This window comes from Streptococcus suis (genome assembly GCF_016743335.1).
GTDB lineage: Bacteria > Bacillota > Bacilli > Lactobacillales > Streptococcaceae > Streptococcus > Streptococcus suis_Y.
Genome location: NZ_WCJE01000028.1, coordinates 1 through 20,867 on the forward strand (window position 1 = coordinate 1; position 20,867 = coordinate 20,867).

The following is a 20,867-nucleotide window of genomic DNA, read 5'->3' on the forward strand; positions in this document are numbered from 1 at the left end:
CAAAAAGATTCGCGTTGCCAACATGTTGCCGGCCATCGTGATTGCAGTTATTTGGTCATATTTTACATAGAAAGAAAAGGGCTCGGTTGCTTATCCGAGCTCTTTACTATTTAACATTAGTTTTCATTTTTCTTGCGGAAAGCACCGACAAAGCCAATCAAGCTGAAGCCAAGGAGGCTGAGCACAGAACTTGCCTCACCAGTTGCAGGGAGTGTTTTTTGTCCTGCTTGAGTTGTTGCGGAGGAAGTGCTTGTCTTAGCTGTAGTAGCAAGTTTGTGTTTTGGTGCAGGTGCTGTTGTTTTTTCGGCTGGAAGGGTAATGACCTGACCAGACGGAAGTGTAATTTGAACACCAGATTGACCAGATGAAGTTTGATTATCAGTAGCTGTTTGTCCAGTTGGAGGAGTCACGACTTTTGGTTCAGTGTAGACAAACTTGAACTCGCCAAATCCTTCGTTTTCAGCTGAGGCTTGGATGTAAATCAGCCCTTCTTGGTCAGCAACTAGAGCTTTCGCACGATCTGCTGTCAAGAAGCGGAGGTCGAGTCCCTTGATGCTATCTGTAAAGGTCCAGTTATTGTCTGCTGTAGGGTTGATAACTTTCTCAGCGATAATATAATTGATGATGGCTTGGCGGTTTTCCAGGTTGAGCAAGTAATTGACAGAAGCTTCGCGGACCCCAGGGAAAGTACCGTTTGCACGGTAGTTGTTGGTAACCACGATGAATTCTTGATCAGCCGTCACATCTTGCCCATTGTATTGCAGATTCCGAACTCTGCTGGCAGTTTCGTTGACTACCTTACCGTTACGATCGTATTTATTTGGTTGCGTAATATCGTACTGATAAGTTACTCCGTCAATAACGTCAAAATTGTAAGTGCGGAAATCTGTGTTGACTAGGTTTTGTGGCTCTGTTGAGCTTGGGTCAACTTGGTTGAATTGCCCTGCGGACATTTCCAACCATTCTTTGAGTTGGGCACCGTTGACTTTTAAGATGGCTACAACGTTGTCGTAGAGGTAAAGATCTGCTACGTTCTTGATGGCGATTGGGCCAGCAGGAATGTCTGTATAGGCTGAAGCATCGCCTCGAGTACCAGCCTTAAATGGTGCAGCCGCAGATAGGATTGGCAGATTAGCTTCTGAAGTACCCGCCAACTGTTGTTTTGCATACCAAATCTGTGCATTGTTAACAATCTGTACAGAAGGATCATCTTGAACAAGGGCAAAGAAGCTGTTGATTGGAGCAGTTGTTTCACCGACTTGTTGGCGCACATAGTTGATGGTTTCGTTATGGGCTTCTTTAGCAAGGTCGATGATGCGACTATCTGCTACAGATGATTTTGTATCGATTTTACGAATAGCCGCTTTGCTAGAAGTAGTTGTCCATTTGCCATCTTTAAAGACCAGATTGAGGTCGATGACGCCGAGGTGGTCACCGTATTTACCCGCCATGGTGACAGGAGTACCGTTGATTTTGCCATTTGTATCATCCACGCCAGAGTATTTAGCATAGAAGCTTGGTTTTTCGGCAGTTCCTGGGAATTCTGCGTGGGAGTGACCTGTGATAACCGCATCAACTCCTGATAGGCTGGCGATTTGGTAACCGACATTTTCCTCGCCGACTTCATATTGGTCATCGCCGATACCTGAGTGGGAAAGGACCAAAACGATGTCTGCGCCATTTTCTCGCATGGTTGGGATAATATCGCGAACGGCTTCAACTGCATCACGAACAATCACTTTTCCTTCTAGATAAGCTTTGTCCCAGTTGAGAATTTGAGGGGGAACAATCCCTGTAACACCGACATTTAGTGTAACCTTTTTACCCTCGGTGTCTGTGAATGTCTTTTTCACAATGGTATAAGGGGTGTAGAGAAAGTCTTTCGTAGTCGGATCGAGGACATTGGCATTGACTAGAGGCATGTTGGCTGTACGAATTACTTTTTCGAGGTAGGCAAGGCCGTAGTTAAATTCGTGGTTGCCAAGTGTGCCGACGTCAAATCCCAGAGTCTCTAAGGCGGCGTACATAGGATGTTGTTCACCTTCTTCAATAGGATCAACGATAGACTTGTAATTTCCAAGAGGAGTACCTTGAATGGTGTCTCCATTATCTACCAATACGACATTTGGATTTTCTTTTTTCGCCTCTTCGATAAGAACAGCTGTTTTTGCCAGACCAAGCGTTTCCACTGGTTTATCTTGGTAATAGTCATAGTTGACCAAGTTCGTATGGAGGTCAGTTGTTGCGAGAATGCGAACATCAACAGTTTGTCCTTCAACAGGCTGACTAGTTTCAGTTGCAGCAGGAGTGACTGTGCGTGCTTCTGAAGCAGTTGTGTCAGTTGTCTCGCTTGTAGGATCACTAGTTTCAGCTGTCTCGGAAGAGCTTGGATTTTCAGCTTCGGTAGTGGCTGGAACAGGAGATTCTGTATTATCAGCTTCCTCTGTGGTGTCAGCTTCAACTGGTACAGCCTGACTTGCTTCTGTTGAAGAAGCTGGAGTTGTGTTGAGAATCTCTTCGGCTTGAGCTAATTTTGGATTGCTTGCAGCTAAGAGAGCTAGTGTGAGTGCTACGGCACACTTACTGAAACGAAAATTCATAAGAATCCTCCATTTTCTTTTTGTAATAATCTTCTACAATCATTATACAGCTAAGGAATGCAAAAATCAAGATTAATTCTGAACGTTTGGTTGAAAAACAAGTGAAAATAGCAAGAAAAACAATGAAAAAAGGAACGTTCGCCGAATTTGAACTTGGTTTGGATTGTTTGTAATTAGTAGTCTTATGTTGTTAGATTCCTTTTTCTTTTCCAGTGAAAATGGTAAAATAATAGGAAATAGTTAGGGAGAGAAGTAAATGAAAGAAATCAATTACACTGGCGAGGAAGTTGTTGCACTGACAGCAAGCTATCTTCCAGCTGATGATGTGGCCTTTGTTGAGAAAGCTTTGAACTATGCTACTGAAGCTCATAAACTTCAATTTCGGAAGTCAGGCGAACCCTACATTGTCCACCCTATCCAAGTGGCAGGGATTTTGGCAGGGCTTAAGCTAGATGCGGTAACCGTAGCTTGCGGATTCTTGCATGACGTAGTAGAAGACACTGAGGTAACTCTGGATGATATGGAGGCGGAATTTGGTCCAGAGGTCCGCCATATTGTCGGTGGGGTGACCAAGTTAGGTAAGGTCGAGTACAAGTCTCATGAGGAGCAGCTGGCTGAAAACCACCGCAACATGCTGATTGCCATGTCCCAAGATATGCGGGTCATTCTGGTTAAACTGGCAGACCGTCTTCACAACATGCGGACCCTTAAGCACTTGCGCAAGGACAAGCAGGAACGGATTTCACGTGAAACAATGGAAATCTATGCACCGCTTGCCCACCGTCTGGGTATTTCTTCGATCAAGTGGGAATTGGAAGACATGTCCTTCCGCTACCTCAATGAAGTTGAGTTTTACAAGATTACCCACATGATGAGGGAGAAACGACGCGAACGGGAAGAGTTGGTTAATGAAGTTGTCGACAAGTTAAGAGAATACACAGAGGAGCGCCATCTTCACGGTCAAATCTATGGTCGTCCCAAGCATATCTACTCCATCTATCGGAAGATGCATGACAAGAAAAAGCGTTTTGACGAACTATATGATCTGACAGCTATTCGCTGCTTGATGGATACTCCAAGCGATGTCTATGCTATGCTTGGCTACATCCATGAACTCTGGAAACCTATGCCAGGTCGGTTCAAGGACTATATTGCCAGTCCAAAAGCCAATGGCTACCAGTCCATTCATACGACAGTCTATGGACCAAAGGGACCGATTGAGTTCCAAATTCGGACGGTGGAAATGCACCAGGTTGCGGAATACGGGGTGGCAGCTCACTGGGCCTACAAGCGTGGTGGCAAGGCAACTGCCAGCGAAAAAGAGTTGCGCTGGATCAACAACCTGATTGAACTCCAAGAAGGGGCTGGGGATGCGCAAACCTTTGTAAATTCTGTCAAGGACGATATTTTTACAGAACGTATTTACGTTTTCACGCCAGATGGTGCTGTGCGTGAGTTGCCAAAGGATTCCGTGCCCATTGACTTCGCCTATGAGATTCATACCAAGGTCGGTGAGCGAGCGACAGGTGCCAAGGTCAACGGCCGTATGGTGCCTCTGACGACCAAGCTCAAGACGGGCGATCAGGTGGAAATCATCACCTCTGCCAACTCATTCGGTCCAAGTCGTGACTGGGTCAATCTTGTAAAGACTCACAAGGCCCGCAATAAAATCAAGCAGTTCTTCAAGAATCAGGACAAGGAATTGTCTGTTTCAAAAGGACGTGAGATGCTCCAGAATCTCCTCCAAGAAAATGGCTACGTTCCCAACCAATACCTGGATCGTCGCCACATGGACGAAGTCCTGCAAAAGACTAGCTATAAAACCGATGAGGCTCTTTATGCAGCGGTTGGTTTTGGGGAAATCTCTGCCGTGTCTGTCTTTAACCGCCTGACAGAGAAAGAACGCCGTGAGGCCGAGCGAGCTAAGGCAAAAGCTGTCGCGGATGAATTGGTCAACGGTGGCGAAGTCAAACACGACAACAAAGATAGTCTGAAAATCCGTCACGAAGGTGGCGTGGTCATTGAAGGGGCGTCAGGCTTGCTGATTCGGATTGCCAAATGTTGTAATCCAGTACCTGGCGATGAGATTGTCGGCTACATCACCAAGGGACGTGGGGTTGCGGTTCACCGTGTGGACTGTATGAACCTCAAGAGCCAGGAAAACTATGATGTCCGCCTGATTGATGTCGGTTGGGAGGATGAAAACTCTACCAAGGAATACATGGCAAATATCGATATCTACGGTCTCAACCGTTCAGGACTGCTCAATGATGTCCTTAAGGTCTTGACCAATGCCAGCAAGAACATTTCTTCGGTCAATGCCCAGCCAACCAAGGATATGAAGTTTGCGACCATCCACGTTTCCTTTGGTATTTCCAACCTGGCAACCTTGACCAGTCTGGTGGACAAGATCAAGTCGGTGCCAGAAGTTTACTCAGTGAAAAGGACCAACGGATAAGATGAAAATTGTACTACAACGTGTATCACAGGCCAGTGTGACCATCGAAGGAAGTATCCATGGGCAAATTGAACAAGGACTTTTGCTCCTAGTCGGTGTGGGGCCAGATGACAGCCAGGAAGACCTGGACTATGCTGTTCGGAAAATTGTCAACATGCGGATTTTTGCAGATGAGGCAGGTAAGATGAACAAGTCTGTTCAAGATGTGGCGGGCAAGATTTTATCTATCTCCCAATTTACCCTTTTTGCGGATACAAAAAAAGGCAATCGCCCTGCCTTTACAGGAGCGGCAGCTCCTGCCCTAGCCAGCCAACTCTACGATGCCTTTAACCAGGCCTTGTCAGCCTTTGTGCCCGTTGAAGTGGGCGTTTTTGGGGCGGATATGGCGGTCAGCCTGGTCAATGATGGTCCGGTGACCATTGTGTTGGATACCAAAAATCGCTAGACTACTATACATTTTTAAGGAAAATTGATATACTAATATCAAGAAAATGTGGAGGTGTCGGATGAAAAAGTTATTAACCAATCATTTCTTTTATTTAATCCTTGCTTTTGTACTAATCTTAGCGATTTATTTCAGTGATTTGGATAAACGTTGGATTATCTTAGCAAGTTTTCTCTATTTTATCCCTTCGCAGATTTTATACCGTCGTCGCCTCAAAGAGCGACTACAAGAAGACCAGCCCAAGTAGGCTGGTTTTTTTGATGTATAAATTGGACTACAATTCTTTATTAAATATGCTATAATAGTTTTTGCAGAAAAGTAAAGACGGTGGCTCTAATTTCTGAAAGGTAGGTGGGAGCGGTACAGAACTCAACTTGTAGAAAATGAGTTCCCTTTGCCTCCATATTTGTAGCTTCAGGCTAAAATAGTCCACTTGACTATTTTACTACCGCCCCCGCACAGCTCAAAAGGTTCAGTGAACATTTTGAGGTTGGAAATGGAGCGAACTTGTTCGCAACAGTCGTATAGGTCAGATTTGGAGTGCGAAGCACGAATAAATCTGCCAATCAACCACTGCGCTGAGATGTTGACGCGAATTAAGAGAAGTGGAATGGAACTTTTTGTTCTACTATGCAAATCATCAAAATCTAACAGAAGGGCTAGCCCAAGCCAGCTGGTAAGTGAACTTACTCATCTGGCAACGACAAATCCTATAAGATTTGTCTAGGGCTCGCACTAGCTCGAGTTTTGAAAAATATCGTTTCAAAACTCTCACGTCGAAAGTCTTAGCTTGTCAACCTTTGAGGTGCTGACACTCATGTTTGTAGCTGGTAACTTTGTTATTGCTCTCGTGATGTTAGTGCTTGAATTGGTAAAATTGACAAAAAAATAACCGTCTATAACTTTGGCGAGTTAACGGTTATTTTTTCATAATTTATAACAAGCCACCGTCTTAAACGGTTCTGCATTGGGTAGTTGTTTCCAGCAACTACCTTTTTCTATGTTTATTATACATCGGTAGGTCTACCAAGTCAAGTTGGACATTTATCTTTTGCTGAAATATGCTATAATAGTTTTTGCAGAAAAGTAAAGACGGAGGCTCTAATTTCTGAAAGGTAGGTGGTGCCTATGGGCAAATCATCAAAATCTAACAGAAAGGGGAAGCTATCTTTGTCAACCTTTGAGGTCTTAACACTCATGTTTGTAGCTGGTAACTTTGTTATCGCTCTCGTGATGTTAGTGCTTGAATTGGTAAAAACGACAAAAAAATAACCGTCTATAACTTTGGCGAGTTCACGGTTATTTTTTAATAATTTATAACAAGCCACCGTCTTAAACGGTTCTGCAAGGGGTAGTTGTTTCCAGCAACTACTTTTTTCTATGTTTATTAGACATCGGCAGGTCTATCAAGTCAAGTTGGACATTTATCTTTTGACGAAATATGCTATAATAATGATTATTACTTACAAAAAATGTAGGAGATTTCTATGCTTAATATTTTTGTATTAGAAGATGATTTTTTTCAGCAGAGCAGGTTAGAAAATGCTATTAGGCAGTGTGTTGAAGAAACGTCAGTAAGATATAAATTCCTAGAAGTTTTTGGTAAACCAAATCAGTTATTGGAATCAATTGAGGAAGCAGGTAATCACCAATTTTTCTTTTTAGATATTGAAATTAAAGGCGAAGAAAAGAAAGGAATGGAAATCGCTAAAGAAATCCGTGCTCGAGATCCTTATGCTGTTATTGTCTTTGTAACAACTCACTCAGAATTTATGCCGGTAACGTATCGTTATCGGGTTTCTGCTTTAGATTTTATAGATAAAAGCCTAGAGGATAGTGACTTTCAAAAGGCAGTATCAGATGTGTTAGTGCATGCTTTTGAAAATATTGATCATACTATAGCTGAAAATTCTTTTGTATACAAAACTGAAACTGCTCATATTCAAGTTCCTTTTAGTGACATCCTTTATTTTGAAACATCATCAACAATACATAAAGTCATTTTAAAAACGAAAACAGGTCAGACTGAATTTTACGGGAAAGTATCGGATTTAGCGAAAGCTGACGAACGACTTTACCAAGCACATCGTTCTTGTGTAGTGAATCCTTTAAATATAACGAAGTTGGACAGAGCAAACCATATTGCCTATTTTGAGAACGGAGATTCTTGTTTTGTTTCTCGTTTGAAGCAGAAGAAACTTGCAGATTTGTTGGAGATTGATTGATGAATATTTTTATATCTCCATTTTATGACACTTTATTCTTTATTGACATGCTGATTCGTTTGATGATTCTTCAACAAATCAGTGGTTTATTTTTAAGCAAGAAGAAAAAATGTTGGATTGCTTTTCTTCTTACTTGTTGTCAGATAGCTTTATATGATATTTATTCTTTGTTGGAACCTTTTTCATTTTTAGTTGTTATTCCTTTTTTTAAAACAAATTGGAACAAGACGCAAAAAATATTTTATGGATTATTACCATTTGTGATAGGGGATATGTTTCAAAGGATAATTGCTCTTTATTTGAGATTCCTATTCCAACTTGAATACTCTGCCATGAGTTTAAATATAGTATTTAATGTAGTTATAACATTACTACTTCTACCGTTTTATTTATTATTTTTCAAGGGATTGGGAATCGAATCTAAGGATTTAAAAGTAGATACAATAGATAAGGAACTGAGAAAGACATTCAGGTGGTTAAATGCCTCATTTATAACTTATTTTTTGCTTGTAAGGATTACTACTCAAGCTGAAATATGGAGCCAGAGAGGTATGATTGTTATAGATTGGAATCCTTACTATATTCGTACTAATATTTTGTTGCTTTACTTTGCAATATTTATCGTTAGTATGTTATATTTGAATTATCAGAAGAAAGAGAAACAAGCTATAGAAATTCAGGATTTGAAGGACAAACAGCTAACAGATTTAGGTCGTTATAGTCGTCATGTTGAGTCACTTTATAAAGAAATTCGAAGTTTCCGACACGACTATACAAATATTCTCGTTAGCTTGAATGAGGCTATAAAAGAGGAAGACATTGTTGCGATTCGAACTATTTATCACGAGGTTATTGCAGATTCTGATAGAAAATTCTATGATGGAAAGTACGATATAGCTAGATTGTCCAATATACAAAATCCTGCTGTGAAGAGTTTGCTGTCATCTAAGATGTTGGAGGCACAAAAAAAGGTATTGCAATCTCTGTGGAAGTAGATGCTGAAATTGAACCACCTGCTTTAGAGTTGATAGAATTCATAACGATTCTGTCTATTTTATTAGATAATGCTATCGATGCTGCAGAGCAGTGTACAAATGGAAATATTGTATTCGCCTACTTACAGGAATATGACCGAAAAATTGTGGTTGTAGAAAATACTACTGTCGAAGATAAGGTAGCAACAAGTCATATATTTGAGTACGGTCATTCTACAAAAGGAGATAATCGAGGAATTGGCTTGGCTAATGTAAAAACTATCTTAGATAACTATCCTAAATTTTCTATATCAACGAACAGTAGCAATCATCGATTTGTTCAGGAGTTGGTGTTTTTGGAATAAGATTTATAGATGTAAATCCAGTCGAAAGGCTGGATTTTTTTGCATTTTCTCGAAAAAATGGTCATTCATTACAAAATAACGACCGTTCATGACATGGATGAAAAATTTGGGCTGATTTGGCTTATACTAAGAGTGTAAAGAAAACAAGAACAGGAGAAACAAAGATGAGAGAAAAAAAGGATAAAATCAAAACCATAATTAGTATTCTAATCATTAGTTATGCAATTCTATGTATCTTAGCAGATGTATCTATAATCAATTTTGATATAGAATTATATATTCCATCTACATACGCTATCATATATTCTGCTACCTTTTTGAGCTTTACGGGAAGGAGAAATAAAAATGGAAAACAAACATCAAATGATGACTATCAAAGAAAGAATAAAATTATGCAGTTCTTGCAAGGGCTTGTTGAAGGAATTTTGGTCACTGCCGTTCTTATTCACCTAGTGGCTTGGCTTGTTCTTGGAAAAACAGTAGATGTTTTCTCATCTAATTTCTATCCAATGCTCTTTATTGCATTGTATTTTCTAATTGGTATTGTTTGGTTAGTGATGTTAAAGGAGTTCAGTTATGACAATGATGGAAAAATTAGATAAAAAATACCAAGAATTTGAAACAGCTTATGAGTCTTCCCCGTTTGCAATGAAATTCTTGGTCTGGGTAGGAGTAGCTCTGACCTTGATGACACTTGGATCTGTTCTTGTACCAGTGATTTATTCAGCAGGGCAAGAATTCGGGGAATTTCTATATTCTGTTTTTGGATGAGGGAGTGGTAGAAAATAAAATGAAAAAAGCTGAACAATCAGCTTTTTGTTTACACTTGTTTCGTTAGACTTGTTGAAGGTGGGGGAGTTGCTCGTTATTTGAGGGTTTGCTTGAATAGATTGTCTAGGTTGTTTAGGTAGTCTGTCCTTGCTCCTCTAATGCGAAGGATATCTACACGAGAGCCACGAATCAAATAGAAGATGAGATGCTGTTTTCCAGGAATCATCCGTGTTTTTCCTTCTGGGAATAATGCTCGTCCCAGACGAGCATCGAGGTCAATATATCCCTCTGGAAATATTTCTAAGGTCAAGATAGCTGTGCTCAGAGATGCAAGCACCTTTCGAGCACTTGATTCTGAAAATTCACGGACATAATACTGGTAGATTTCCTCTAAATCTTGTTCGGCTTTAGCAGATAAATGTACTTCATAGACCATATTTGGCGAATACCTCACGAGCAGGTGTCGTGTGTCCTGATAAAACTTCTTGGTAGCCTTCATCAAGCTCTGCAATCAATTCATCTAGAAAAGCCTCTGCACGCGCCTCTTCTACCGTTTTTATTGGCAAATCTTGCTCTTCAACCACTCTTTCTACAAATAAATTAAGAGCATCAGAAAGGGTCATATCTTTTTCTGATAAGATTATTTTTGCTTGTTCCAATAATTGTGCATTTACTCTAAAATTATATTGTCTATCCCTAACCAATCCTGCCATTGTCTTCGACTCCAAATTCTAATATGTATAATAATAGTGTAGCTATTTGTTTTACATCTGTCAAGCGATAATCTGGTACTGAATATCTTGGATAATATCCGGTGACTTCGAAAAAATGGTCATTCATTACAAAATAACGACCGTTCGTGACAGGGATGAGAAAATTGGGGTGAGTTAGGTTATACTAAAATAGGGAAAAACAATTGTGTAGCAGTAATATGCACTGGAGGTGTTACGTATGAAGGAAAATAATTCAAGGAAAAAACAATTGATATTCTTTCGATTTTGGGCTGGTCAGCTTCCCCTAATTGTTTTATTTGTTCTCTATATGATGAGAGAGGTCATATCTCTTCAAATTTTATGGTGTGTGACAATTGGAATGTGTATGTCTACTTCTTTCGTCGTCAATCATTATTTCATGAAAGAAGTAAGAAAGCAGGGAGAACATACAGTGTGGGAGCCTACTTTGTACTTGCAACAGTTAGGTTTCATAGTCTTATTTTCAATCATAGGACTAGTAAGTTTGTATAGAGGTTTGACTGCAGAATATTTCTACCAGAAAATAATCGGTTTTATCGGATTCATCATAGCAATTACCTTTTTAATCTTGCTATGTTGGGGAATTCGTGCTATGAAAGATTGGAAAAAGAATAAGTAATACTTGCAATAACATCTAGTAAAAACAGTTTAATAACAGTGACAGGAGGGATAAATGGTTGATTTTTTCAGCTTCCATTTTGCAGTGAATTTATGAATAGAAAGTTATTATTTTTTGCTTTATTTTTGATGAATATTTCCATAGTTGTCTATTATTACCTCGAAAGTAAGGTGCTTGCTGTAAAAGACTGGATTATTATTGGCACTTGGTTGATTATTTTGAGTCAAATCAATAAAAATGCTAAATAAATGGAGTGTCGTTTGACAAGACATTAGAAACAAGAAAAATTAGGATTAAAATATCTGAAGAAAGTATGGGATAAGAATATGAAAATAATAAAATCCATCGGTTTAGCTGTGGGTACCGTGTTACTCACTTTGCTCATTCAATTTCCTGTTTATGTGGGGATAACAGCTTTTCAAGAGAATGTGCTTTTAAAACTTGCAGTCATGATAGGGCTTGGTCTTGCAATATTGGCACTACTTTCTGTTATCAGACGAGGAATGGTGAAGAATCAAGTCTTTTCAAGAGAGAAGCTGAATATTTTTAAAATAGTCGGAATGACAGCACTGGTATTTGCGGGACAAACTTGCCTGAACCTCCTTTTGCAGTATTTGGGTCTTAGCCTTAGTGATTCTAACGCCTTGGATATAGTCAATCAGTTAAATTCGGACAATTTTTGGGTGATGGCTCTCTCAGTTATCTTGTTTGATCCAGTTTTAGAAGAATTTCTTTACAGAGGAATTTTGTTAGAAAAGACAGCCCAGTATTTTCCTAAGTATCCTCAAATGGTCATCGTATTTTCTGCCCTTCTATTTGCTTATTGTCATACTTGGAGCTTTTCAGTGGCATTTTTAGGACACTTTATCATAGGGGCTTATCTGGGCTGTCTGTATATGTGCAATAGACGAATGACGGATACTATCCTTGCACATAGCTTCTATAATGCCTCCATTTTATTCCTCCAAATTTTATTTGGTTTGGTGCAGATTGGTGGATAAAAATTGACAGTAGACATTTTGGGGAAATGCCTGTATACTAAGAGGAAACCAGCAATTTTATAATTGCTAACTATCAAGTGCAGAGGTGGGCAGAAATATGAGAAAATTTTTTCAAGACCTTAATCAAGAGTATCTGGAAACCAGAAGTTCAGTTGGAGAAGATTGGCTGGAATGGTTGATTCAGAGAAAGATGACCTGGGGCATGCGGTGGGGGTTGGTAGGGATTCTCATGTTTGTCTTGCAACCTTTAACCTATAACCCTCACTTTCTCTTGGGCTGTTTTTATATAGGTTTCCTACTTGGGTTAGTGTATGTATGTGGGCAACTATTTTTTGCAGCCAGATTTATTTTCCGTAATGTGAGAAAAAAATAATCGCTCAGCTTGTTTAGGCTGGGCGATTGCTTTTTTCGATGAATAATTGTTGAGCGATGGCTGTTGGGACGGCGAGCTCTTTGTCCTTGTACTGGATGGTGATGGTTTGGGCAAAGTGGTCGAAGTCTGTGACGGTTAGTAAATCGCCGACAGCTAATTCATGTTGTTCCAAGTACTGAAGGAGTTGATAGAAGTCATGGATACGAACCAGTTGGTAGCTGCCAGTTTCGGTCAGTTGGGACAGCCGAATCTGGTAGCGTTCCACAAGCAACTGGTTTTCTTTAGGAATGCTACCACCGTGTGGGCAGGTTTGAGGATAGCCCAGCAGTTTGTCCAGTTGATTGATAAAGTGATCTGAAACGGTGTGTTCTAAAATTTCAGCTTCTTCATGGACTTGCTCAGGGGAATAGCCCAGTTGTTCAACTAAAAAGACTTCTATCAGGCGGTGCTTGCGATAGAGGCTGGCTACCATTTCAAGGGCAGTTTGGCTGAGGAGATAACCAGCCTTGGTATCCTTAGAAATGAGCTCTTCGGCTACCATTTTTTTGAGCATTTCGGAAACGGCTGGTGCGGAGAAGGCCATCTTCTCTGCGATGAGTTTATTGGTAATTTTTTGGTCTAATTGACCCAGTTCATAAATACATTTTAGGTAATCTTCTTTGTTTGGTGTCATATTCTCTCACTTTCTAGTAAGAATAGTATACCAAAATTTTATAAAAATCATTGACAGAAAGAATTTTTTAATATATATTAAAACTAAAGTTAAGCAAGCCTAATAAAATAAAAAGGAGAACCTATCATGAAAAAACTAATTCTTGGTTTGGCTCTGCTATTGTCCCTTATCGGACTAGGAGCCTGTCGTTCAACGCAAAGCCCAGAGGCTTCCAGCAAGCCGCGAGTGGCGGTCACGACCTCTTTCCTCAGTGATATGGTCTATCAGCTGGCAGGAGATGAGGTGGAGCGGGACCTGCTGATTCCAGCGGGGGAAGATCCTCATTTGTACGTAGCCAAATCTAGTGATTTATCAAAATTACAAAAGGCTGACCTTGTTCTCTACCACGGTTTGCACTTTGAGGGCAAGATGGTGGAAGCCTTGGAAAAGACGGGAGTGGCGGTTTCTAAAAACTTTAATGCAAAAGACTTGAATACGATGGATGAGGATGGAGAAGAGATTGTGGACCCTCATTTCTGGTTTTCTATTCCCCTCTATCAATCAGCGGTAGCGGTAGCTTCTGAGGAGTTGCAAAAACTTCTTCCGGAAAAAGCAGAGCTGATTCAGAAAAATACGGAAAGCTACTTAGCTCAGTTGGATGACTTGCATACTTGGATTGAAAAAGAGTTGAGCGTCTTGCCTGCGGAGAGCCGTTACCTAGTCACCCCTCATGATGCCTTTAACTACTTCGCAGCCAGCTATGACTTCACTCTCTATGCACCGCAGGGCATTAGTACTGAGTCTGAAGTTGCCAACAGCGATATGATTGAAACGGTTAATATGATTTTAGAACATGGTATCAAGGCCATCTTTACCGAGTCAACAACCAGTCCAGAACGCATGGAGAAATTGCAAGAGGCAGTAAAAGCCAAAGGCGGTCAGGTTGAAGTTGTTACTGGCGAAGGTAAGGAGTTATTCTCAGATTCTTTGGCACCAGAAGGCGAGGAAGGGGATACCTTTATCGACATGTACAAACATAATGTTAAACTGATGGTTAAATATCTGAAATAGTACAGGTCGAACGGACTTGCTATTCAATGAAGACTAGAGAAATTGCCGAAGGTAGAGTTGATAGGTACCAATATGAGGGATAATCAATTGTTTCGAGCACAAGTAGTATAGGACTCTTTCTATAGGAGGTGGCAACGCTTGGGGGAGGATAGGCGTTAGTAGCAAATCACACCAGTTATTGAGGTCCTTGGCTAGAAATACTGTTTGTAGACCTCGATGATCTTGGTTCACAGCATCAGTAGTCTGTGCGTGAATAGGGATTTCAAATGAGTAGTAAAAAGGACTCGGTCTAGGTCGAGTTCTTTCCGTTTTTGGACCGTTTTTAACAGATTTATAAACATACGATTGAAGGAAGCATTGGTGCTCTACGAAAATCAAATTCATGCACTTATGTGTTGAAATAAGCGATGTATAGGGTTTGCCAGCAATTTGTTGGTACGGTATCTTAATCTTATCGACTTTCTCAGCTTGGTAGGTTGGTCTGATTTTGATTTTCATTGAGTATGAATGAGGTATATCATTTTTAAAAATAGGAGGAAATATGTCAGCAATCATTGAATTAAAAGATGTCAATTTAGCATATTCAGCCAGCCAGACCATGGCTTTAGAAGATGTCAATTTGGTGATTCCCAGAGGGAGTCGGACGGCTATTGTTGGACCAAATGGTGCTGGGAAGTCCAGTCTATTCAAGGTCATTTTGGGGTTGGAAAAACCTGACACAGGACAGGTTCGCTTGCTTGGTCAGGAGGCAGGTCTAGAGAGGTTGATTGCTCAAAAAGTAGCCTATATTCCCCAATCCAGTCAAGTAAACTGGCAATTTCCTGCAACAGTCTTTGAAATTGTTCTGATGGGACGCTTCGCTCATAGTAAGGGGATATTTAGAAGACCGACTAAGGCTGATAGACAGATTGTTGAGCAGGATCTAGAACGGTTAAAAATTGCGGATTTACGCCATCGTCAGATTGATCAGCTTTCAGGTGGACAGCGTCAGCGGGTCTTTCTAGCCAGAGCCCTGGCACAGGAAGCAGAGTTGTATCTTATGGATGAGCCTCTAGCAGGGATTGATCAGGCAACAGAAATCATGATCATGGATATGCTCAAGGAGTTCCAATGTGAAGGGAAAACTTCCATTGTTATTCATCATGACTTAACGACGCTGGATGCCTACTTTGATCACCTTGTCTGGCTTCATAAGCATGTGATTGATTCTGGTCCGATGGATGAGACTTTGACAAGTGAGAATTATCAGGCAACCTACGGTATAGGAAATGGGCTGTTTCTAGGAAATGCCAAAGGAGGCAGTCATGTTTGAGGTTTTCAAAGAATATTCTTTCTGGACAGTTGCTTTAGGGACCGTTAGCCTAGCTGTGGCAGCCAGTACTATCGGAAGTATATCTGTTCTTACTAAACAGAGTTTGCTTGGGGATGCTCTTGGGCATGCTTCTTATCCTGGAGTGATTGTCTCTTTCATGATTTTTCAGTCGCTACATCCTCTCTACTTGTTGTTAGGAGCAGTGTTGTCAGGCTACCTTTCTTATGCACTTGTCCATTGGCTGCGTCGAAAAGGTGGTCACAGCCTAGTCAATGCCCTTTCATTGGTGTCTGCTTCTTTCTTTGGTTTGGGAATGGTCTTGAAAAATGCTATTCAGGGAAATGAAGTCTTTGCAGGGGCTTCTCAGGCTGGATTGCAAACCTATCTATTTGGACAGGCAGCCTTTATTCAGCTGGATGATGTGATACTCATCGGACTCATTTCCCTATTGGCTTTGGTATTGTTTGCTTTCTTTTATCAAGACTATAAGCTGTACCTGTTTGATCAAACTTTTGCAAGGGTTATTGGTGTTCGTGTAAGGTACTTGCAGCAGTTGACGATGTTTTTGATGATTTGCCTAATTGCAGTAGGATTAAAGTTAGTCGGAGCTATTTTGATGAGTAGTTTTTTGATTGCACCAGCTGTCTTTGGCTTGATGCTGGGAAAATCGTATCATAAGAGTCTGTTACTGGCAGGAATCGCTGCAATTGGGTCGGCTTTCGTAGGGACCTGGATTAGCTCCAGTGTATCTGGTTTGTCGACTGGACCGACTATTATCGTCTGTCTGACAGGTCTGACCTTGTCTGCATTTGTGTATGTTACCTATGTCAGAAAGGAGAATGGTCGTGTTTGAAGTATTGCTCATTTTGATGGTTATTGCTAGTTCTTGTGGCTTGCTCGGCTCGATACTGGTTGTAAAAAATCAATCGATGCTGGCAGATGCGCTATCGCATTCTGTCTTGCTTGGGATTGTTCTGGGATTTTTTATTAGTCACAGTTTGGATTCGCCGTTGCTAATAGTTGGTGCTAGTCTGTTTGGGTTATTATCGGTTCTTGCCATTGACCGTCTGCATAGTCGAAAGATAGCGCATGACGCCGCAACAGGTCTAGTTTTTTCTTTCTTTTTTGCGGTGGCGGTTTTGCTTATTTCTCTTTTTGCTCGCAATGTTCACTTGGATGTGGATCTGGTTTTGCAGGGGGAAGTACTTTTTGCTCCGCTCCATCGTATGGATGTTCTAGGCTGGTCACTCCCTGTTAGTCTGGTCAAGTCGAGTTTGGTTTGGTTGGTTATTGTTCTATTTTTTGTTTGGGCTTACCATCGTTTACAAGTATATCTATTTGACAGCAACCATGCTCGTTTGTCTGGCTTACGAACAAGGATTTTAGAAATGGTTATTTTGATTCTAGTTTCCTTAACTACTGTTCTGGCCTTTGAAGCGATTGGCTCGATGACTGTTATTGTTTTCTTGGTGGCACCAAGTATGGCTGCCCTACGTTGGGTCAAATCCTTTTGGCAATTGCTGCTTTTAGGGCAAGGTATCGCTATTCTAACGGTTGCGCTAGGTTTTTTAGTGGCCAATCAACTGGATTTAACTATGTCAGGGACCTGTGCCGTTGTCAGCCTTCTTGTGGTTTGTTCGAGTATTATTCTAAAAAATACTTGATCACGGTCATCTGATAAGTGAAATTGTCAGAATTTTTTGTTATTATAGTCATTAAGAAAGACAAAGGAGAAAATCAATGACACGTTTACAAGATGATTTTTACGAATACGTCAATGGTGAATGGGCAAAAACAGCCGTCATTCCAGACGATAAGCCAAGAACAGGTGGTTTCTCAGACCTGGCGGACGAGATTGAAAAGCTCATGATTGACACGACAAACGCTTGGTTGGCGGGAGAAGATGTCCCAGAAGATAGCGTTTTGCAAAACTTTGTGGCTTTTCACAAGCAAGTGGCTGACTATGAAACCCGTGACCGTTTGGGTGCAGAACCTGCTCAGGCCTTGATTGCTGAGTACAAGGCACTTAACTCTTTCGAAGAATTCACTAGCAAGCTGGCAGAATATGAGTTGGCAGGCAAGCCAAACCTCATGCCTTTCGGCGTAGCGCCTGACTTTATGGACGCGACCACCAATGTCCTCTGGGCAGATTCTCTAGGCATTATCCTGCCAGATACGACCTACTATGAGGAAGGGCATGAAAAAGGAGCAGAATTGCTCAAAACGTGGAGAGAGAGCCAAGAAGCACTCTTGCCTAAGTTCGGTTTTAGCGACGAGGAAATCAAGGACCTCTTGGACAAGCGTTTGGAACTAGATGCCACGATTGCCAAGTATGTTCTGTCAAATGAAGAAGGTTCTGAGTATGCAAAACTCTATCACCCCTACGAGTGGGCAGATTTTACAGCCTTGGCACCAGAGTTGCCTTTGGATGATTTCTTCACAGCGATTTTAGGTCAAACGCCAGACAAGATTATCGTGCCTGAGGAACGTTTCTGGCAGGCTGCCAAGGACATTTACAGTGCGGATAATTGGGAGCTTTTGAAGGCGACCTTGATTTTGAAAGCGGCAGGAGCTTATACAGCCTTCCTGTCGGATGAAATCCGTATTCTAGCAGGAGCCTACAGCCGTGCTCTTTCTGGTACACCGCAGGCTCAAAATCAAGAAAAAGCAGCCTACAACTTGGCACAAGGCTACTTTAACCAAGCCCTCGGTCTTTGGTATGCTGGGGAGAAATTCTCACCAGAAGCCAAGGCCGATGTGGAAGCAAAAGTTGCCAAGATGATTGAGGTCTACAAATCTCGTTTGGAAACGGCAGACTGGTTGGCTCAGGAAACGCGTGACAAGGCCATTGTCAAACTCAATGTGATTAAGCCTTACATTGGCTACCCAGAAGCCTTGCCAGAGCGTTATTATAAGAAGATTATTGACCCAAGCAAGTCCTTGGTGGAAAATGCCATCGAACTAAACAAGATTGACATTGCTCATGGTTGGAGCAAGTGGAATAAGCCTGTGGACATTAAGGAATGGGGCATGCCAGCCCACATGGTCAATGCCTACTACAATCCACAGAAGAACTTGATTGTCTTTCCAGCAGCCATTTTGCAGGCGCCATTCTACTCTCTGGAGCAGTCTTCATCAGCTAACTACGGCGGTATCGGTGCGGTTATTGCCCACGAGATTTCCCATGCCTTTGACTCAAACGGTGCCTCCTTTGATGAGCATGGTAGCTTGAATAACTGGTGGACAGAAGAAGACTATGCTGCCTTTGAGGCCCGTACCCAGCAGGTTATCGAACAGTTTGAGGGTCAGGATTCTTACGGTGCCAAAATCAATGGTAAGTTGACTGTGTCAGAAAACATTGCCGACCTTGGTGGGATTGCAGCGGCTTTGGAAGCAGCCAAGTCAGAAGATGACTTCTCCGCAGAGGAATTCTTCACCAACTTTGCTCGTATCTGGCGAATGAAGGCCCGTCCTGAGTTCATGCAGATGTTGGCAAGTGTCGATGTCCATGCACCAGGTCACCTACGCACCAACATCCAGTTGCCAAACTTCGACGAATTCCATGAAACCTTTGGCGTTCAAGAAGGCGACGGCATGTGGCGTGCAAAAGAAGACCGCGTGATTATTTGGTAATAATTGAAAATCTCCAATCTTAAAGCTACAAAAAAAAGAGAGAGTATGCTTGTAGAAAAACTGATAGCATGGTATCGAAAGGCTAATTTGGATGAGTACAATCCTTGGATTAAGGACGGTAAAGGGGCTAAAAAAATAGATGAATTTATCAGAGCACGTAATAATGAGGATTTGGATTTTTCTTGGTTCAATCATGGTAGAGCTGCTACAAGATATAGTTTGCCACAACCGGTTCAAGGAGATTATTTAAATGCAAACTTTTACTGCTGTTTATACAATCCAGGGGTCGCTGAAAATGTTTGGGCAAGTGAAGCAAGTTCGGTTATCAAATTTATAGATGAATTTACAACGGAGACCCCTACTCCCTATATTCAAAGGATGTTTGATTTTGATGATGAGATCCACTTTAATGATGTTTATGACAAAATAATCAACAGAGAAAATGTACTTCATCAGGAGATGCAAATCATAAAAAGACGTTTGGAAGAGATAGCAGATGAAAGTCCGTCTAAGGATTGGGATACTATTGTTGATGAAAATATGGCAAATATTGTCATTGGAGAAAAAAATCCAACAAGTCCTAAGTGTGAGGATAGTTGTTACTATATAAAAACGTATTATAAAGGATTGTTAGCGAGGAAAGATTCATCTAATTACTTAGAGGATACGATTGAAACTTTAAAGGGTATTGCCAAAAAACAAGCGATAGATAGGTTTGACACCTTTAAAAACCTTCCCATTTGTAATCTAGATCTGGTTCCGTTTGCTTCTAAAAATAAAAGTAATATAAACATCAATAAAAGCAATAAAGACTATATAAATGCCTATAAGCACTTTGTTGCTGCTATCATCTTAACTCGAATTGCCAAGTACTATAGTGAGACTGATAAAGGGGACGAAAAGCCAGTCTTTATTTTCAGGTCAAGGGCTGACTGGTTTGAGTGTATAGAAAATATTATTAGAGAAGAAATTTATAAAGAGGAGGCAGCATCTTTTAAAGGTATTTATCAGTCGGACTTGAGAGAATTTTTTTATGAATTTCAATCTCAAAGTGCCTCTATTAGTCCAAATAATTGTAGTCAGAATATTGTATCAGATGACTTTGAGAAGAAGTTCCGCCAAGGTAGTGGTATTGCAACAATTTGCAATGAATAAGTGTTGGGGTAAGGCGGATTCATATTTGCATCTATACTGGAAACGGTCTGTAACTGACTAATTTTAAAATTAATTCCCACTGGCTATTTTAGCTGAGGAAATCTAATAATGAACGATAAAACCAGTTGAAATCCGTAGTAGTATTTTAACTGGTTTTTATCGTGCTTAATTTAAAAGGTCTGTTCTCCATATTTTTTCGAAAAGAGCAAACAAAAGCCCTCACTGGAAAATGCTTTGGCTTAAGTTCCGTTACAGTGGAAGCCAGCATGAGATACTTAAGGAATTTGAAAAGGTATGCGTACGGAGTGCATAACTAGCGACAGTGTTATATTGCAAGCAGCGTTAATTAAGTGTATAATGTAGTGAGTTCGCTTTAGAAAAACTTGTTCTGATAGTGGGAATTGAGAAGTATTTTTCTCAGAGGGATAGGATTTTATAGAACTGTTATAATCGAAAGGAAA

At 40.9% G+C, this 20,867-nt stretch carries 23 protein-coding genes; 19 read left to right on the plus strand and 4 right to left on the minus strand.

Annotated features, from left to right (window positions below; all coding sequences use genetic code 11):
* Positions 1-116: 116 nt before the first annotated feature.
* Entirely contained in the window at positions 117-2,600 is a 2,484-nt protein-coding gene (locus F9856_RS08335) for a bifunctional 2',3'-cyclic-nucleotide 2'-phosphodiesterase/3'-nucleotidase (protein ID WP_202106328.1), read from the minus strand.
* A 256-nt stretch (positions 2,601-2,856) separates the two neighbouring features.
* On the opposite strand from F9856_RS08335, the gene F9856_RS08340 reads away from it, so the two are divergent.
* From F9856_RS08340 to F9856_RS08375, 10 genes are all read left to right on the plus strand, one after another.
* Positions 2,857-5,058: a RelA/SpoT family protein gene (locus tag F9856_RS08340; protein WP_172004287.1), complete on the plus strand. Its 2,202-nt coding sequence runs from the start codon at positions 2,857-2,859 to the stop codon at positions 5,056-5,058.
* A gap of 1 nt (position 5,059) precedes the next feature.
* A complete protein-coding gene (gene dtd / locus F9856_RS08345) occupies positions 5,060-5,503 on the plus strand; it encodes a D-aminoacyl-tRNA deacylase (protein WP_105125049.1) in 444 nt (147 codons plus the stop codon).
* Between the two features lie 61 nt (positions 5,504-5,564).
* Positions 5,565-5,750: a hypothetical protein gene (locus tag F9856_RS08350; RefSeq protein WP_024379357.1), complete on the plus strand. Its 186-nt coding sequence runs from the start codon at positions 5,565-5,567 to the stop codon at positions 5,748-5,750.
* A gap of 570 nt (positions 5,751-6,320) precedes the next feature.
* Positions 6,321-6,395 carry a hypothetical protein gene (locus tag F9856_RS12195; RefSeq protein ID WP_236659579.1) on the plus strand — a complete coding sequence of 25 codons (75 nt, stop codon included), beginning with the start codon at positions 6,321-6,323 and terminating at the stop codon, positions 6,393-6,395.
* Between the two features lie 236 nt (positions 6,396-6,631).
* Positions 6,632-6,775: a putative holin-like toxin gene (locus F9856_RS08355; RefSeq protein WP_044672960.1), complete on the plus strand. Its 144-nt coding sequence runs from the start codon at positions 6,632-6,634 to the stop codon at positions 6,773-6,775.
* A 215-nt stretch (positions 6,776-6,990) separates the two neighbouring features.
* Positions 6,991-7,728: a response regulator transcription factor gene (locus F9856_RS08360; protein WP_202106329.1), complete on the plus strand. Its 738-nt coding sequence runs from the start codon at positions 6,991-6,993 to the stop codon at positions 7,726-7,728.
* Positions 7,728-8,723, plus strand: a complete 996-nt coding sequence (locus F9856_RS08365; RefSeq protein ID WP_236659578.1) for a histidine kinase — start codon at positions 7,728-7,730, stop codon at positions 8,721-8,723. The genes F9856_RS08360 and F9856_RS08365 overlap by 1 nt, the downstream gene beginning before the upstream one ends.
* A complete protein-coding gene (locus tag F9856_RS12200; RefSeq protein ID WP_328708149.1) occupies positions 8,714-9,067 on the plus strand; it encodes a GHKL domain-containing protein in 354 nt (117 codons plus the stop codon). Before F9856_RS08365 ends, F9856_RS12200 begins: the two co-directional genes overlap by 10 nt.
* Before the next feature lie 164 nt (positions 9,068-9,231).
* On the plus strand, positions 9,232-9,669 hold the full coding sequence (locus F9856_RS08370; RefSeq protein WP_202106330.1) for a hypothetical protein: 438 nt from the start codon (positions 9,232-9,234) through the stop codon (positions 9,667-9,669).
* On the plus strand, positions 9,644-9,838 hold the full coding sequence (locus F9856_RS08375; RefSeq protein WP_202106331.1) for a hypothetical protein: 195 nt from the start codon (positions 9,644-9,646) through the stop codon (positions 9,836-9,838). The genes F9856_RS08370 and F9856_RS08375 overlap by 26 nt, the downstream gene beginning before the upstream one ends.
* Before the next feature lie 94 nt (positions 9,839-9,932).
* Here F9856_RS08375 and F9856_RS08380 read toward each other — a convergent pair whose 3' ends face one another.
* Together F9856_RS08380 and F9856_RS08385 are read right to left on the minus strand one after the other, a co-directional pair.
* Positions 9,933-10,274, minus strand: a complete 342-nt coding sequence (locus F9856_RS08380; RefSeq protein ID WP_024398777.1) for a type II toxin-antitoxin system RelE/ParE family toxin — start codon at positions 10,272-10,274, stop codon at positions 9,933-9,935.
* Positions 10,264-10,551 carry a type II toxin-antitoxin system RelB/DinJ family antitoxin gene (locus tag F9856_RS08385; RefSeq protein ID WP_024398776.1) on the minus strand — a complete coding sequence of 96 codons (288 nt, stop codon included), beginning with the start codon at positions 10,549-10,551 and terminating at the stop codon, positions 10,264-10,266. Before F9856_RS08385 ends, F9856_RS08380 begins: the two co-directional genes overlap by 11 nt.
* Before the next feature lie 238 nt (positions 10,552-10,789).
* Here F9856_RS08385 and F9856_RS08390 point away from each other — a divergent pair, with 238 nt between their 5' ends.
* From F9856_RS08390 to F9856_RS08400, 3 genes are all read left to right on the plus strand, one after another.
* Entirely contained in the window at positions 10,790-11,209 is a 420-nt protein-coding gene (locus F9856_RS08390) for a hypothetical protein (RefSeq protein WP_050584861.1), read from the plus strand.
* A 326-nt stretch (positions 11,210-11,535) separates the two neighbouring features.
* Entirely contained in the window at positions 11,536-12,210 is a 675-nt protein-coding gene (locus tag F9856_RS08395) for a CPBP family intramembrane glutamic endopeptidase (RefSeq protein ID WP_202106332.1), read from the plus strand.
* Between the two features lie 97 nt (positions 12,211-12,307).
* Complete coding sequence (locus F9856_RS08400; RefSeq protein WP_024377609.1) at positions 12,308-12,583, plus strand: hypothetical protein; 276 nt, start codon at positions 12,308-12,310, stop codon at positions 12,581-12,583.
* 13 nt (positions 12,584-12,596) lie between these two features.
* Here F9856_RS08400 and F9856_RS08405 read toward each other — a convergent pair whose 3' ends face one another.
* Positions 12,597-13,256, minus strand: a complete 660-nt coding sequence (locus F9856_RS08405) for a metal-dependent transcriptional regulator (protein ID WP_202106333.1) — start codon at positions 13,254-13,256, stop codon at positions 12,597-12,599.
* 126 nt (positions 13,257-13,382) lie between these two features.
* Between F9856_RS08405 and F9856_RS08410 the strand changes: the two genes are divergently transcribed.
* The 6 genes from F9856_RS08410 to F9856_RS08435 all read left to right on the plus strand — a co-directional run bounded on the left by F9856_RS08410 (position 13,383) and on the right by F9856_RS08435 (position 20,406).
* Positions 13,383-14,306 (plus strand): metal ABC transporter solute-binding protein, Zn/Mn family, encoded by a 924-nt coding sequence (locus F9856_RS08410; protein WP_202106334.1) that lies wholly within the window; start codon positions 13,383-13,385, stop codon positions 14,304-14,306.
* Between the two features lie 541 nt (positions 14,307-14,847).
* Entirely contained in the window at positions 14,848-15,618 is a 771-nt protein-coding gene (locus F9856_RS08415) for a metal ABC transporter ATP-binding protein (protein ID WP_202106335.1), read from the plus strand.
* Entirely contained in the window at positions 15,611-16,471 is an 861-nt protein-coding gene (locus tag F9856_RS08420; RefSeq protein ID WP_202106336.1) for a metal ABC transporter permease, read from the plus strand. Before F9856_RS08415 ends, F9856_RS08420 begins: the two co-directional genes overlap by 8 nt.
* Positions 16,464-17,282 (plus strand): metal ABC transporter permease, encoded by an 819-nt coding sequence (locus F9856_RS08425; protein ID WP_202106337.1) that lies wholly within the window; start codon positions 16,464-16,466, stop codon positions 17,280-17,282. Before F9856_RS08420 ends, F9856_RS08425 begins: the two co-directional genes overlap by 8 nt.
* Before the next feature lie 76 nt (positions 17,283-17,358).
* Positions 17,359-19,251 carry a M13 family metallopeptidase gene (locus F9856_RS08430; RefSeq protein ID WP_202106338.1) on the plus strand — a complete coding sequence of 631 codons (1,893 nt, stop codon included), beginning with the start codon at positions 17,359-17,361 and terminating at the stop codon, positions 19,249-19,251.
* Positions 19,252-19,296: 45 nt separating this feature from the next.
* The gene (locus tag F9856_RS08435; protein ID WP_105128538.1) at positions 19,297-20,406 is read left to right on the plus strand and encodes a hypothetical protein; all 1,110 of its coding nucleotides are present in this window, start codon (positions 19,297-19,299) and stop codon (positions 20,404-20,406) included.
* Positions 20,407-20,867: the final 461 nt, after the last annotated feature.

Excerpts from the sequence above, each read along its gene's own strand:
- F9856_RS08430 (WP_202106338.1), top strand. The coding sequence starts at position 17,359 with ATGACACGTTTACAAGATGATTTTTACGAATACGTCAATGGTGAATGG.
- F9856_RS08415 (WP_202106335.1), top strand. The coding sequence starts at position 14,848 with ATGTCAGCAATCATTGAATTAAAAGATGTCAATTTAGCATATTCAGCC.
- F9856_RS08340 (WP_172004287.1), top strand. The coding sequence starts at position 2,857 with ATGAAAGAAATCAATTACACTGGCGAGGAAGTTGTTGCACTGACAGCA.
- F9856_RS08355 (WP_044672960.1), top strand. The coding sequence starts at position 6,632 with ATGGGCAAATCATCAAAATCTAACAGAAAGGGGAAGCTATCTTTGTCA.
- F9856_RS08375 (WP_202106331.1), top strand. The coding sequence starts at position 9,644 with ATGACAATGATGGAAAAATTAGATAAAAAATACCAAGAATTTGAAACA.
- F9856_RS08370 (WP_202106330.1), top strand. The coding sequence starts at position 9,232 with ATGAGAGAAAAAAAGGATAAAATCAAAACCATAATTAGTATTCTAATC.
- F9856_RS08390 (WP_050584861.1), top strand. The coding sequence starts at position 10,790 with ATGAAGGAAAATAATTCAAGGAAAAAACAATTGATATTCTTTCGATTT.
- F9856_RS08365 (WP_236659578.1), top strand. The coding sequence starts at position 7,728 with ATGAATATTTTTATATCTCCATTTTATGACACTTTATTCTTTATTGAC.
- F9856_RS08385 (WP_024398776.1), bottom strand. The coding sequence starts at position 10,551 with ATGGCAGGATTGGTTAGGGATAGACAATATAATTTTAGAGTAAATGCA.
- F9856_RS08420 (WP_202106336.1), top strand. The coding sequence starts at position 15,611 with ATGTTTGAGGTTTTCAAAGAATATTCTTTCTGGACAGTTGCTTTAGGG.
- F9856_RS08380 (WP_024398777.1), bottom strand. The coding sequence starts at position 10,274 with ATGGTCTATGAAGTACATTTATCTGCTAAAGCCGAACAAGATTTAGAG.
- F9856_RS08435 (WP_105128538.1), top strand. The coding sequence starts at position 19,297 with ATGCTTGTAGAAAAACTGATAGCATGGTATCGAAAGGCTAATTTGGAT.
- F9856_RS08335 (WP_202106328.1), bottom strand. The coding sequence starts at position 2,600 with ATGAATTTTCGTTTCAGTAAGTGTGCCGTAGCACTCACACTAGCTCTC.
- F9856_RS08360 (WP_202106329.1), top strand. The coding sequence starts at position 6,991 with ATGCTTAATATTTTTGTATTAGAAGATGATTTTTTTCAGCAGAGCAGG.
- F9856_RS08350 (WP_024379357.1), top strand. The coding sequence starts at position 5,565 with ATGAAAAAGTTATTAACCAATCATTTCTTTTATTTAATCCTTGCTTTT.
- F9856_RS08395 (WP_202106332.1), top strand. The coding sequence starts at position 11,536 with ATGAAAATAATAAAATCCATCGGTTTAGCTGTGGGTACCGTGTTACTC.
- F9856_RS08410 (WP_202106334.1), top strand. The coding sequence starts at position 13,383 with ATGAAAAAACTAATTCTTGGTTTGGCTCTGCTATTGTCCCTTATCGGA.
- F9856_RS08400 (WP_024377609.1), top strand. The coding sequence starts at position 12,308 with ATGAGAAAATTTTTTCAAGACCTTAATCAAGAGTATCTGGAAACCAGA.
- F9856_RS08405 (WP_202106333.1), bottom strand. The coding sequence starts at position 13,256 with ATGACACCAAACAAAGAAGATTACCTAAAATGTATTTATGAACTGGGT.
- dtd (WP_105125049.1), top strand. The coding sequence starts at position 5,060 with ATGAAAATTGTACTACAACGTGTATCACAGGCCAGTGTGACCATCGAA.